This is a genomic window from Variovorax sp. Sphag1AA (assembly GCF_014192575.1).
Taxonomy (GTDB): Bacteria; Pseudomonadota; Gammaproteobacteria; order Burkholderiales; family Burkholderiaceae_C; genus Variovorax.
Map to the genome: position 1 here is coordinate 574,220 of NZ_JACHYC010000005.1, position 11,848 is coordinate 586,067.

Annotated in this window: 14 protein-coding genes; 8 read left to right on the forward strand and 6 right to left on the reverse strand. The window is 65.1% G+C overall.

Annotation, left to right across the window (positions count from 1 at the left end):
* Positions 1 to 59 precede the first annotated feature (59 nt).
* Positions 60 to 539: an Lrp/AsnC ligand binding domain-containing protein gene (locus FHW64_RS22265; protein WP_184530229.1), complete on the forward strand. Its 480-nt coding sequence runs from the start codon at positions 60 to 62 to the stop codon at positions 537 to 539.
* Here the strand turns inward: FHW64_RS22265 and FHW64_RS22270 are convergent.
* Positions 505 to 1,437 carry a LysR family transcriptional regulator gene (locus FHW64_RS22270; RefSeq protein WP_184530231.1) on the reverse strand — a complete coding sequence of 311 codons (933 nt, stop codon included), beginning with the start codon at positions 1,435 to 1,437 and terminating at the stop codon, positions 505 to 507. The two genes, FHW64_RS22265 and FHW64_RS22270, sit on opposite strands and share 35 nt — an antisense overlap.
* A 122-nt stretch (positions 1,438 to 1,559) precedes the next feature.
* On the opposite strand from FHW64_RS22270, the gene FHW64_RS22275 reads away from it, so the two are divergent.
* Entirely contained in the window at positions 1,560 to 2,273 is a 714-nt protein-coding gene (locus FHW64_RS22275) for an SDR family NAD(P)-dependent oxidoreductase (protein WP_184530233.1), read from the forward strand.
* 13 nt (positions 2,274 to 2,286) lie between these two features.
* Positions 2,287 to 2,511, forward strand: coding sequence for a 4-oxalocrotonate tautomerase family protein (locus FHW64_RS22280; RefSeq protein WP_184530235.1), 225 nt, complete (start codon positions 2,287 to 2,289; stop codon positions 2,509 to 2,511).
* Here the strand turns inward: FHW64_RS22280 and FHW64_RS22285 are convergent.
* Entirely contained in the window at positions 2,508 to 3,194 is a 687-nt protein-coding gene (locus FHW64_RS22285) for a YggS family pyridoxal phosphate-dependent enzyme (protein WP_184530237.1), read from the reverse strand. The genes FHW64_RS22280 and FHW64_RS22285 overlap by 4 nt on opposite strands.
* 38 nt (positions 3,195 to 3,232) lie before the next feature.
* On the opposite strand from FHW64_RS22285, the gene FHW64_RS22290 reads away from it, so the two are divergent.
* The 3 genes from FHW64_RS22290 to FHW64_RS22300 all read left to right on the forward strand — a co-directional run bounded on the left by FHW64_RS22290 (position 3,233) and on the right by FHW64_RS22300 (position 6,525).
* Positions 3,233 to 4,276: a type IV pilus twitching motility protein PilT gene (locus FHW64_RS22290; protein ID WP_093162313.1), complete on the forward strand. Its 1,044-nt coding sequence runs from the start codon at positions 3,233 to 3,235 to the stop codon at positions 4,274 to 4,276.
* Positions 4,277 to 4,430: 154 nt separating this feature from the next.
* Positions 4,431 to 5,567 carry a PilT/PilU family type 4a pilus ATPase gene (locus FHW64_RS22295; protein WP_184530239.1) on the forward strand — a complete coding sequence of 379 codons (1,137 nt, stop codon included), beginning with the start codon at positions 4,431 to 4,433 and terminating at the stop codon, positions 5,565 to 5,567.
* Positions 5,568 to 5,604: 37 nt separating this feature from the next.
* Entirely contained in the window at positions 5,605 to 6,525 is a 921-nt protein-coding gene (locus FHW64_RS22300; protein ID WP_184530241.1) for an NAD(P)-dependent oxidoreductase, read from the forward strand.
* 18 nt (positions 6,526 to 6,543) lie between these two features.
* Here FHW64_RS22300 and FHW64_RS22305 read toward each other — a convergent pair whose 3' ends face one another.
* Complete coding sequence (locus FHW64_RS22305; protein ID WP_184530243.1) at positions 6,544 to 7,362, reverse strand: BON domain-containing protein; 819 nt, start codon at positions 7,360 to 7,362, stop codon at positions 6,544 to 6,546.
* Positions 7,363 to 7,564: 202 nt separating this feature from the next.
* On the opposite strand from FHW64_RS22305, the gene FHW64_RS22310 reads away from it, so the two are divergent.
* On the forward strand, positions 7,565 to 9,055 hold the full coding sequence (locus tag FHW64_RS22310; protein WP_221210438.1) for a patatin-like phospholipase family protein: 1,491 nt from the start codon (positions 7,565 to 7,567) through the stop codon (positions 9,053 to 9,055).
* Positions 9,056 to 9,061: 6 nt separating this feature from the next.
* Here the strand turns inward: FHW64_RS22310 and FHW64_RS22315 are convergent, their stop codons facing one another.
* Entirely contained in the window at positions 9,062 to 9,697 is a 636-nt protein-coding gene (locus FHW64_RS22315) for an SIS domain-containing protein (RefSeq protein WP_184530245.1), read from the reverse strand.
* A gap of 27 nt (positions 9,698 to 9,724) precedes the next feature.
* Positions 9,725 to 10,105, reverse strand: a complete 381-nt coding sequence (locus tag FHW64_RS22320) for a YraN family protein (protein ID WP_184530247.1) — start codon at positions 10,103 to 10,105, stop codon at positions 9,725 to 9,727.
* Between FHW64_RS22320 and rsmI the strand changes: the two genes are divergently transcribed.
* Positions 10,105 to 11,040, forward strand: a complete 936-nt coding sequence (gene rsmI, locus FHW64_RS22325; protein WP_184530249.1) for a 16S rRNA (cytidine(1402)-2'-O)-methyltransferase — start codon at positions 10,105 to 10,107, stop codon at positions 11,038 to 11,040. The two genes, FHW64_RS22320 and rsmI, sit on opposite strands and share 1 nt — an antisense overlap.
* Positions 11,041 to 11,043: 3 nt before the next feature.
* Here rsmI and FHW64_RS22330 read toward each other — a convergent pair whose 3' ends face one another.
* On the reverse strand, positions 11,044 to 11,772 hold the full coding sequence (locus FHW64_RS22330) for a glutathione S-transferase (RefSeq protein ID WP_184530251.1): 729 nt from the start codon (positions 11,770 to 11,772) through the stop codon (positions 11,044 to 11,046).
* Positions 11,773 to 11,848: the final 76 nt, after the last annotated feature.

Consider the following 11,848-nt stretch of genomic DNA (forward strand, 5'->3'; position numbering starts at 1 on the left):
CCTTCTCTCGGCGAGTTATTCACCAAAAATTCGATTGCTAACCGGATAATTCGCCACACATGAGCACCGAAGCAACTGATCTCGACCGCATCGACATGAAAATCCTGAAGGTTCTTCAGGAGGACGGTCGCATCTCGAACCTCAAGCTCGCGGCGGCAGTCGCGCTGTCGCCGACTGCCGTGCTGGCGCGAGTGCAGCGCCTTACGCGCGACGGCTTCATCCTCGGCTACGAGGCGCGCCTCGATCCGCACAAGCTGGGCCGCGGATTCACGGTGTTTGTCGAAGTGCTGCTCGACCGGACCACACCCAACGTCTTCGACGAATTCAAGGCCGCCGTGCAGGTGCGCGACGAGATCATGGAATGCCACATGGTCGCGGGCGGCTTCGATTACCTGCTCAAGACCCGCATGGCCGACATGGCTGCCTACCGCGAATTCGCGGGCACGGTGCTGTGGCAGCTCCCCGGCGTGCGCGAGACCCGGACCTACGCGGTGATGGAAGAGGTCAAGAGCAGCGCGCGGCTTCCGCTGGGTTTCTGAGTCCGGTGATGTAGTCGACGAACACCCGAACCCGCAGTGGCACGAAGCGCCGGTGCGGGTACAGCAGGCTGTGTGGCCGCGAACGGCCGCCGAAGTCCTGCAGCAGTTCGACAAGACGTCCGGCGCGCAGGTCTTCCTCGACGACGAAACGATAGGACTGGAAGACGCCCGCGCCATGCCGCGCGAGCCTGGCGCCGGCGGTCACGTCGTCGGAGCACGCATAGCCGCCGGCCGTCTGCCATTCGATGTCCTGCCCGTCGCGGCGAAACAGCCAGGGGATGCTGCGCCCGCTGCTGGGCAGTTCGAACTGGATGCACTCGTGTTGCGCCAGATCTTCGAGGGACTTCGGGGTGCCGCTGCGCGCGAGGTAGTCGGGCGACGCCACCACGACCAGCGGCGTGTCCTCCAGGTGCCGCGCGATCAGCCCCGAATCGGCAGTGACCCGCGCGCGCACCGCGAGGTCATAGCCCTCCTCGGCGAAATCAATGTTGCGGTTGCTGATGTTGACCTCGACCTTCACGCCCGGATAGCGCGCCCGGAAACCCGGCACGAGCGGGAGCAGACGATAGTGCCCATAGGTGCTCGGCGCGCTGATGCGGAGCAGCCCGGACGGCTCGACCTGATGGCCGCTGACCTCGCGCTCAGCCTCCACCAGCTGGTTGAGCGCCTGCCGGCACTGCTCGAAGTACACGCGCCCCTCTTCGGTCAGCCGCATCTGCCGCGTGGTGCGCACGAACAGCCGCACGCCGATGCGCTCTTCGAGCCGCGATACCGAGCGGCTGACCGCCGCTGGCGTGACGGAGGCGATGTTCGCGGCGGCGGTGAAGCTGCCCTGTTCCGCGGCGAGGCAGAAGAGTTCGATGCTGCCGAGCATCAGGTCGTCGAACTGTCGGTTCATGGGCGATTCATTACGTCATGTATCGATTGATTTGTGTGCAGACTACTTTAAGCGCATCGACCGCATCAATAAAGTCCTGATCAGCCTCTTCGGCTTTTCTTCAACTTTGAAAGGACAGTTCCATGAGCAACATTTCCAAGGTCGCGGTCATCACTGGCGCTTCGAGCGGTATCGGCGCGGCACTCGTCAAGGCTTTCCGCGAAGCCGGCTATGGCGTGGTTGCCAACTCGCGATCGATCGCACCGAGTGCCGATCCGGGCATCGTGGCGATCAGCGGCGACATCTCCTCGCCCGAGACGGCCGAGCGCATCTTCAGCGAAGGCGTCGCGCGCTTCGGACGCATCGACACGCTGGTCAACAACGCAGGCATCTTCACCGCCAAGCCGTTCACGCAGTTCACCGCGGAGGACTGGGCCGCCAACATCGGTACGAACCTGGCCGGCTTCTTCCATGTCACCCAGCACGCGTTGAGGCGCATGGAAGCGCAGGGCTCGGGCCATATCGTCCAGATCACGACGAGCCTCGTGGATCAGCCGATCAATGGTGTGCCGTCGGTGCTGGCGTCGTTGACGAAGGGCGGACTCAATGCCGCGACCAAGTCACTGGCAATCGAGTACGCCTCGCGCGGCATTCGCGTCAATGCGGTGTCGCCCGGCATCATCAAGACGCCGATGCACCCGCCGGAAACCCATGCAGCGCTCAGCGGCTTGCATCCGCTGGGCCGGATGGGGACGATGCAGGAGATCGTCGACGCGGTGCTGTTCCTCGAAAAGGCAGCCTTCGTGACCGGCGAGATCCTCCATGTCGACGGCGGGCAGGCCGCCGGCCACTGGTGAAAAGGAGACGCACATGCCCTACATCAGGATCGAGATCACGCGCGAAGGCGTGACGCCGGATCAGAAGAAGCAACTGATCGCAGGTGCCACGGAGCTGATGGTCCGCGTGCTGAACAAGGACCCAGCCACCACCTTCGTGGTGATCGATGAAGTGGATCTCGACAACTGGGGTGTGGGCGGACTGCCCGTTGCCGATTGGCGGCGCGAGCAGGCCGCCAAGCGCAAGGCGCCAGGCTAGCGCCGTCCGAAGATCGCCGTGCCGATCCGCACCATGGTGCTGCCGGCGGCGATCGCGGCTTCGAGGTCGGCGGACATGCCGAGAGATAGCGTGTCGAGTTCGATGCCGTCCTGACGTATCGCCTCGAACACTCGCGCCGCGGCGAGGAAGAGCTCGCGCTGCGATTCGAAATCCGGCGCGGGTTCGGGGATCGCCATCAAGCCGCGCAGGCGCAAGCGTGGCAACGCCGCCACGGCGCGCGCCAGGGCCAGCGCCTCGTCCGGTGACACCCCGGACTTGTTGGCCCCGGCATCGACATTGACCTGCAGACACACCTGCAGCGGCGGCAGGCCAGCTGGACGCTGCTCCGAGAGACGCTCGGCGATCTTCAGCCGGTCGATGCTGTGCACCCAGTCGAAATGCTCGGCCACCACCCGCGTCTTGTTGCTCTGGAGCGGGCCGATGCAGTGCCATTCGAGGCCGCTGCGCAGGTCATCGAGCTCCTGGATCTTGGCGACGCCTTCCTGCACGTAGTTTTCGCCGAACGCGGTCTGGCCGGCCGCGTGTGCCTCCCGCACCACATCGGCGGGAAAAGTCTTCGAGACCGCAAGCAAGTGCACGCTCGCGGGATTGCGCCCGACGGCCGTGCACGCCTTCACGATCCGCTCCCGAACGTGCTGGAGGTTGTCGCCAATCATCGTCATAATCGTCAAAGCGTATCAAAACGTCACCGAGGAACTGCGTGGACATCACCCAACTGCTGGCCTTCAGCGTCAAGAACAAGGCATCCGACTTGCATCTTTCGTCCGGCCTGCCGCCCATGATCCGGGTGCACGGCGACGTGCGCCGCATCAATGTCGATGCACTCGACCACAAGGCGGTGCACGCCATGGTGTACGACATCATGAGCGACACGCACCGCAAGCACTACGAAGAGTTCCTCGAAGTCGACTTCTCCTTCGAGATCGACGGCCTCGCGCGCTTCCGGGTGAACGCCTTCAATCAGTCGCGCGGCGCGGCTGCGGTGTTCCGGACCATTCCGTCCAAGATTCTCACGCTCGAACAGCTCAACGCGCCCAAGATCTTCGGCGATCTCGCGCTCAAGCCCCGTGGCCTCGTGCTCGTGACCGGCCCGACCGGCTCCGGCAAGTCGACCACGCTGGCGGCGATGATCAACTACCTCAACGAAACCGAGTACGGCCACATCCTCACCGTGGAAGACCCGATCGAGTTCGTGCACGAATCCAAGAAGTGCCTGATCAACCAGCGCGAAGTGGGGCCGATGACGCTGTCCTTCGCGAATGCACTTCGCTCCGCACTGCGTGAAGACCCGGACGCGATCCTCGTCGGCGAAATGCGCGACCTCGAAACCATCCGCCTCGCGATGACTGCGGCCGAAACGGGCCACCTGGTCTTCGGCACGCTGCACACCTCGTCGGCAGCCAAGACCATCGACCGAATCATCGACGTCTTCCCCGGCGAAGAAAAGGAAATGATCCGCGCCATGCTGTCCGAATCGCTGCAGGCCGTCATCTCGCAGACGCTGTGCAAGACCAAGGACGGCCAGGGCCGCGTGGCCGCGCACGAGATCATGCTCGGCACGCCCGCGATCCGAAACCTCATCCGCGAAGGCAAGGTCGCGCAGATGTATTCGTCGATCCAGACCGGCAGCGGCCAGGGCATGCAGACGCTGGACCAGAACCTCACCGACCTCGTGCGGCGCAATGTCATTTCCTCGGCGGAAGCGCGCGGCAAGGCGAAGATCCCCGAGAATTTCCCGGGATGAATGAGTTCACCCCCAGCCTCGCCCACTTCGTGTGGCTCGGACACTCCCTCTCCGGGGGCAACCCCAACGGCCCGGCAAAGCCGGTTCCGCGGGGTTCCTGGGCTGAAGCGGCGATGCCGGTCTCGACCGGCTTGAACTTTTATTAGGAGCGCTCATGGAACGCGATCAGGCCAGTCAGTTCATCAACGACCTGCTGAAGCTCATGGTGAGCCGCAACGGCAGCGACCTGTTCATCACCGCCGACTTCCCGCCGGCGATCAAGGTGGACGGCAAGATCACGAAGGTGTCGCAGCAGGCGCTCGGCGCGCAGCACACGCTGGCGCTCACCCGATCGATCATGAACGACCGCCAGACGGCCGAGTTCGAGCGCACCAAGGAGTGCAACTTCGCGATCTCGCCGACCGGCATCGGCCGCTTCCGCGTGAATGCCTTCGTGCAGCAGGGCAAGGTCGGCATGGTGCTTCGGACCATCCCCGCCAAGCTGCCGACCATCGACGGTCTCGGCATGCCGCAGATCCTCAAGGACGTCACGATGACCAAGCGCGGTCTGTGCATCCTGGTCGGCGCCACGGGCTCGGGCAAGTCGACCACGCTGGCCGCGATGATCGACTGGCGCAACGAGAACTCCTTCGGCCACATCGTCACGGTCGAGGACCCTGTCGAATTCGTGCACCCGCACAAGAACTGCGTGGTTACCCAGCGCGAGGTCGGCATCGACACCGACAGTTGGGAAGCCGCACTCAAGAACACGCTGCGGCAAGCGCCCGATGTGATCCTGATGGGTGAAATTCGCGACCGCGAAACCATGGAACATGCGGTGGCGTTCGCGGAAACCGGTCACCTCTGCATGGCCACACTCCACGCCAACAGCGCCAACCAGGCGCTGGACCGGATCATCAACTTCTTCCCCGAAGAGCGGCGCGCACAGTTGCTGATGGACCTGTCGCTCAACCTGCGCTCGCTGATCTCCCAGCGACTGATCCCGACGGAAGACGGCCACGGTCGCATCGCTGCGGTCGAAATCCTGCTGAACACGCCGCTGATCTCCGATCTGATCTTCAAGGGCGAGGTCGGCGAGATCAAGGAGATCATGAAGAAGAGTCGCAACCTCGGCATGCAGACCTTCGACCAGGCGCTGTTCGACCTGTTCGAAGGCCACGCGATCTCCTTCGAAGATGCGCTGCGCAACGCCGACTCGGCGAACGACCTGCGGCTGCAGATCAAGCTCAACAGCCAGCGCGCGCGCACGACCGACTTGTCCGCAGGCACCGAGCACTTCGCGATCGTCTGATCGCTCTCGCCCCAGGCTTGCGCGCTAAGCTTGGGGAATGAGCAGCCTTACTCCCAAATCTTACGAATCCATCCCGCCGCAAAAGGTCGCCTTCCTCGGCCTTGGCGTGATGGGCTACCCCATGGCCGGCCATCTTGCGCTGGCCGGTCACAGCGTGACGGTCTACAACCGGACCGACACCAAATCCGACGCCTGGATTGCCGAGTTCAAGCCGCAGGCCAAAGGCACCCTCGCCCACTCGTCCACGCCGCGTGGTGCCGCGTCGAACGCGGACATCGTCTTCTGCTGCGTCGGCAACGACGACGACCTGCGCTCGGTCACGCTCGGCGAAAACGGCGCCTTCGCGGACATGCCCAAGGGTGCGGTGTTCGTCGACCACACCACCGCATCCGCCGACGTCGCGCGCGAGCTTTCCAAGGCGGCGATCGCCAAGGGCCTGCAGTTCATCGATGCGCCGGTGTCCGGCGGACAGGCCGGTGCGCAGAACGGCGTGCTGACGGTGATGTGCGGTGGCGACTCGGCCACCTTCGACCGCGTCAAGCCGGTCATCTCGGCATTCGCGCGCGCCTGCACGTTGCTGGGTGAAAGCGGCGCCGGCCAGCTCGCGAAGATGGTGAATCAGATTGCCATCGCAGGCCTGGTGCAGGGCCTATCCGAAGCCATCGCCTTTGGCATGCGCGCCGGCCTCGACATGAACGAGGTGCTCGGCGTGATCGGCAAGGGCGCAGCGCAAAGCTGGCAGATGGACAACCGCGGCAAGACGATGATCGACGGCAAGTTCGACTTCGGCTTCGCAGTCGACTGGATGCGCAAGGACCTCGGTCTGGTGCTGGACGAGGCCAAGCGCAATGGCGCTCGCCTGCCGGTGACTGCGCTGGTCGACCAGTTCTACGCCGACGTGCAGCAGGCCGGCGGAGCGCGCTGGGACACGTCGAGCCTGATCACACGCCTGAAGTAGGCGCGTTGCCGGTGAGCTTCAGCGCACCGGCGTCGTGACCACACCGCTGCTGGCCGGCACCGTGGCAGGCGCCGCCGACCCGGATGCGGGCAGCGGTTCCATCGGCGGCAGCGGCACGCGCGAGGAAGAAGTCGAGCCGGACGTCGAAGCAGGCGCCGACGAAGAGCCCGACGTCGACGATCCGGACGCACTGTTCAGCGACGAAAGCGGCTGCTGCGCTTTCAGGTTCGCGAGGTCTTGCTCGCTGATGACCTCCACCATGCGCACGACCTTCTGCACGCCCGAAGTGTTGCGCGCCACATCGGTCGCGCGATCGGTTTCCTTGCGCGTGGCGATGCCCATGAGATAGACCACGCCGCGCTCGGTGACGACCTTGAACGAGTTCGCGAAGATGTCGTTCTGATCGAGGAGTGCCGCCTTCACCTTGCCGGTGATGAAGGTGTCGTTCGAGCGATCCGGAAAGCTGCTGCCGGGACCCACCACCACTTCATTGACGACGGAGCGCACGTTGTCGACGCCGCGGATCGTGTCTTCGACCTTTCGCTTGTCGGCTTCCGAACCCACGGTGCCGGTGAGCAGCACCTGCCGGTTGAAGCTCGTGACCGTCACATTCATGTAATCGTTGGCGATGTCGCGGATGCGTGCCGCGCCGCGCAATTCAATGGCCTGGTCGTCGACCTGCGCAGTCGAGGTCCGGCGATCGGTGGCCACCATGCCGGCGCCCGCCACCGCGGCTCCTCCGACCACCAGCGGCGCGCAAGCGGAAAGGCATGCCAGCGACACCGCCCCTGCAGCCAATGCGAACGCGATGCGTTGTGCGGTGATGGTCGTCGTCATGGATTCAAGCCTTCCTGCTGAGTAGTGAGATCGAGATCGCCGATGGTAGCCCAGCGACTTTTGGTCGCCGTTACGACGTGTCATCTGGACGGCATTCCTGCAATTTACGCTAGGCTTGTCGTCCGGATGCGTAGGATGGCGCACTTGTTGCAAGCAATCCCGATGTCTGTTGACATGCGATCGAGCGAGGAAAGGCACTCACTTGAATCCACACCTTGAATCGAAGACGAGGCTGGCTCAACGACTGGCCGCCGCGCTTCTTCCAATGGCGGCGCTGGTCCTTGCCGGATGCAACTCGATGGCGCCGGTCAATCCGCGCATCGACCATGTCGACCTGGACCACGGCTATCGCGTCGGCAACATGCTCAAGCGGACGCACGGCAACAAGAACGACTCCGAAACGCTCTTCCTGCTGACCTTCTCCGGTGGCGGCACGCGTGCGGCAGCGTTCTCTTACGGCGTGCTCGAAGAACTGCGGCGCACCAACGTGAACGTGAATGGCAAGCAGGTCAACCTCCTGCAGGAGGTCGATGCCATCGCCGGCGTGTCGGGCGGCAGCTTCACCGCGCTCGCCTACGCACTCTACGGGGACAGGCTCTTCACCGAATACGAAACCCGCTTTCTCAAGCGCGACGTGCAAGGCACGCTAACGAGGCGTACCCTGAACCCCGCCAACTGGTTCGCGCTGGGCAGCGGGCTCTACGGCCGCTCGGAACTGGCCGCCGATTACTACGACGAGATCCTCTTCAACGGCGCGACCTTCGACGACCTGCTGGACAAGCCCACGCCGGTCACTGCAGTCACGGGAACCGACCTGTCGACCGGCGCGCGCTTCCCGTTCTCGCAGGACCACTTTGATCTTCTGTGCTCGGATCTCGGCAAGGTGCGCCTCGCGCGGGCAGCGGCGACGTCGTCCGCCGTGCCGGCAGTGCTTTCGCCAGTCACGTATCACAACTACGGCGGCAACTGCGGCGCGGTCATGCCCGCGTGGGTCGCCGACGTCACGCGGCCCAACAACCCCTCGCGCCCCGCGGGCCGTGCGCTGCTTCGCTACCGCGACATGCAGAGCTTTCAGGACAGCAAGAATCGTCCGTACATCCACGTGGTCGACGGCGGCGTTTCCGACAACCTGGGCCTGCGCGGACTGCTGGAGGCGATGGAGGAAGTGGAGGCCAGCCGCGCTTTCCAGAACCAGGTGGGCTTCAAGAACCTGCGCCGGATCGTGGTCGTTGTCGTCAATTCGCGCTCCTCGCCCGACACCGACTGGGACCGTCGGCCGAACGCACCAGGCATCGTGTCGCAGCTCTTCCAGTCGTCGAGCGTGCCGATCGACCATTTCTCGTCGGAGTCGGTCGAGTTGCTGAAGGACATCTCCCAGCGCTGGGCCGACAAGCGCGAACTGGAGATCGCCGAACGCCGGCTCGCCGGCATGTCGAAGGCGCAGGCCGAGGCTGCGGTGCCCAAGTTGCGCTTCGATGCGATCGACGTGAGCTTCGAATCCATCGAGGACCCCGAGGAGCGTCGCTACTTCATGAACCTGCCGACCAGCTTCGTGCTGCCCGACGAAGCGGTCGACCGGCTCCGCGAACTGGGCGGACGCCTGCTGCGCGAAACCCCCGCCTACCGCGAACTTCAGCAGAACATGACCGGGAGCGCACCGTCCACACAAGGAGCGGCCGCCTCGCAGCAGTAGATCCGCTCAGGCGGACAGCAGCGAAGAGTCGGTGTCCTGGTCGCCCAGCAACTGGGCGTCCACGCCGTCGCAAAAGCAATGCAGCGTGAGCATGTGGACTTCCTGGATGCGCGCCGCGCGCTCATGCGGCACGCAGACCAGCACGTCGGTTTCGCGCAATGCGCGGCCGACTGCGCCGCCATTGCCGCCGCCCGTGTTGCCCGCATTGCCGAGCAGCGCGATCACAGTCATGTCACGCGCGTGGGCCGCCTCGACGGCGGCGAGCACCGCAACCGACTGGCCGCTTGCGCTCAGCGCCAGCAATACGTCGCCGGCCTGACCGAGCGCGCGCACCTGTCGCGCGTAGCAGTCGGGGTCGGATGCACCAGGCGTGTCGGCGGCAGGATCGGTGGCATCGCCTTGCAAGGCGAGCGCGGCCAGCTCGGGCCGATCGCGCTCGAAGCGGCCGACGAAATGCGTTGCGAACTGCGCGGCCAGATAGCTGGAGACGCCAGCGCCGCATGAAAGGATCTTGCCGCCGCTGGTGACGCACGCGAGCAGAGCCTGCATGGCTTGCGCGATGGGTTTTTCGAGGAGAGGGCCGGCCTGATATTTCAGGTCGGCGCTGTCAATAAAGTGCTGCTGAATCCGTTGCTCAAGCATGGGGCCGGATGATACCGACCCAACGGATCAACCGGCATCGAAGGCGCCTTGAAGCCATTCGATGCGGTCTTCTACCAGCACCACGTCGAAGCGGCACGGCGGCAGTGTGCGAAGGCGGCTCAGGTAGTGCCGCGCGGCGAAGATGATGCGGCGCTGCTTCACACCCGTGATGCTGCCGCCCGCGCCGCCGTGCGTGCCTGATGCGCGCTGCCGCACTTCAACGAACACCAGCGTCCCGTCGCGCGGTTCGCGCATGACCAGATCGATCTCGCCGCCGCCGCGGCCCGGCGTTCGATAATTGCGCGCGATCAGTTGCAGGCCTGCTGCCTGGAGATGATCGAGCGCGGCATCCTCGGCCGCATCGCCGCGCTCCTTGGTCGTGACCTTGTTGTTATGGAGAAAACCCATTGAACTCCCTCGCTCCCGCTTCGTTCGGCGCCGCACTTCAGGCCGCGAGCGACGCTGCGGGCGCGCAGCATTATCCGCAGGGCACGCTCTATATCGTCGCGACGCCGATCGGCAATCTCGCCGACATCACGCTGCGCGCATTGCATGTGCTGCAGATCGTCGATGCCATCGCGTGCGAGGACACACGCCACACGCAAAGCCTGCTGCGCGCCTACGGCATCGAGAGCCCATCGGCGCGGTTGCTGGCAGTGCATCAGCACAACGAGGCGGAGGCGGCGCAGTCGGTGATCCGCAGGCTCGCGAACGGTGAGCGCATTGCGTATGTGAGCGATGCCGGCACGCCCGGCGTGAGCGACCCGGGCGCGCGACTCGTCGCCGCGGTGCGCGAAGCAGGCTACCGCGTGCTGCCGCTACCGGGTGCGAGCAGCGTCACGACGTTGGTTGGCGCGGCCGGTCTCGTTTCCGAAGGCGAGCAGTCCAGCGCCTTCGTCTTCGCCGGATTTCTCCCGAGCAAGACCGGCGAGCGCGATGCCGCCGTGCTCGCGCTGGCCGACGAGCCGCGCAGCGTGGTGCTGCTCGAAGCGCCGCATCGCATCGAGGCACTGGCCCGCTCGCTGGCGGCGCTGGGTGACCGTCGCGTGACGGTCGGCCGCGAGCTGACCAAGCAGTTCGAGGAAATCGCAACCGTCACCGCAGCTTCTCTGCCCGAGTGGTTCGCCGAAAGCCGCGACCGCACGCGCGGCGAGTTCGCGCTGGTGCTGCATCCCAAGCCGGTCACGACGGGCGAGAACGGCGAAGGCGAGCGCGTGTTGCGCCTGCTGATGGCCGAATTGCCGCTCAAGAGCGCCGTGCGTATCGCAGCGGAAATCACCGGCGCACCGCGCAATGCGCTCTATGACGCCGGCCTCCGGATGCGCGACGAAACCAACGACTGAAACTCAGCCGTCCAACTCCGGATAGGCCCGGAAGATGCCTTCCTCGTTGAAGGGAATGCGCCGGGGGCTCTGCAGATACTCATGTACCCGCTGCCGGCGTGACACGTTGGCATACAGCTTCACGACCGCCGGCGTGTGGGCCAGCGCCCGCGCGGCCGCCTTCGGGAACGCGTAGCGCAGCCCCGCCACGAGCTGGAACAGCGAGAGATCCGCATAGGTCAGCGCATCGCCGACCAGATGCACATCGCCGGCCGGATTGCGCTGGAGGATGCGCTCGAACCAGTTGAGGAACTTCGGAATCCGCTCGTCGCGAAACGCCTTCGCGCGCGCCAACGCCGCTTCGCGCTGATCCTCGTAGTACTGCCCCGTCGAAAGTGGATGGTGCGTGTCATGCGCCTCCATCACCACGTCGGCGATGGTGAGCTGGATCTGGTGCGTCCACAGCGCATCGATCTCCCCTGCCCCCGCGAGCCCGAGACGCGGGCCGAGGTACAGGAGGATCGCCGCCGTCTGCCCCACGACCACATCGCCATCGACCAGGAACGGCGGCGCGAAGGAAGGACGCGGATTGCGCGGGTCGTCCAGATCGCGCATCAGCGCCGATTCGCCACCGCCCTTTGCAGGCGGCTCGCGCGCCACATCGACATATTCAGCGCCCGCCGCTTCGAGCGCGAGGCGGACGAATTCGCCGCGGCCCTGGATGGTGGGCCAGTAGTGCAGTTGGTAGGCCATTGAGTCCCTCCGACGCAGATCAGGCACGCAGCATACGGGCACACACCGTCACGGCAATCGCCCACAATGCGCCGTC

What these genes read in the sequence shown, in the direction of transcription:
- FHW64_RS22300 (WP_184530241.1), top strand. Translation starts at nt 5,605, where the DNA reads ATGAGCAGCCTTACTCCCAAATCTTACGAATCCATCCCGCCGCAAAAG.
- FHW64_RS22315 (WP_184530245.1), bottom strand. Translation starts at nt 9,697, where the DNA reads ATGCTTGAGCAACGGATTCAGCAGCACTTTATTGACAGCGCCGACCTG.
- FHW64_RS22285 (WP_184530237.1), bottom strand. Translation starts at nt 3,194, where the DNA reads ATGACGATGATTGGCGACAACCTCCAGCACGTTCGGGAGCGGATCGTG.
- FHW64_RS22275 (WP_184530233.1), top strand. Translation starts at nt 1,560, where the DNA reads ATGAGCAACATTTCCAAGGTCGCGGTCATCACTGGCGCTTCGAGCGGT.
- FHW64_RS22295 (WP_184530239.1), top strand. Translation starts at nt 4,431, where the DNA reads ATGGAACGCGATCAGGCCAGTCAGTTCATCAACGACCTGCTGAAGCTC.
- FHW64_RS22265 (WP_184530229.1), top strand. Translation starts at nt 60, where the DNA reads ATGAGCACCGAAGCAACTGATCTCGACCGCATCGACATGAAAATCCTG.
- FHW64_RS22330 (WP_184530251.1), bottom strand. Translation starts at nt 11,772, where the DNA reads ATGGCCTACCAACTGCACTACTGGCCCACCATCCAGGGCCGCGGCGAA.
- FHW64_RS22320 (WP_184530247.1), bottom strand. Translation starts at nt 10,105, where the DNA reads ATGGGTTTTCTCCATAACAACAAGGTCACGACCAAGGAGCGCGGCGAT.
- FHW64_RS22280 (WP_184530235.1), top strand. Translation starts at nt 2,287, where the DNA reads ATGCCCTACATCAGGATCGAGATCACGCGCGAAGGCGTGACGCCGGAT.
- FHW64_RS22270 (WP_184530231.1), bottom strand. Translation starts at nt 1,437, where the DNA reads ATGAACCGACAGTTCGACGACCTGATGCTCGGCAGCATCGAACTCTTC.
- FHW64_RS22305 (WP_184530243.1), bottom strand. Translation starts at nt 7,362, where the DNA reads ATGACGACGACCATCACCGCACAACGCATCGCGTTCGCATTGGCTGCA.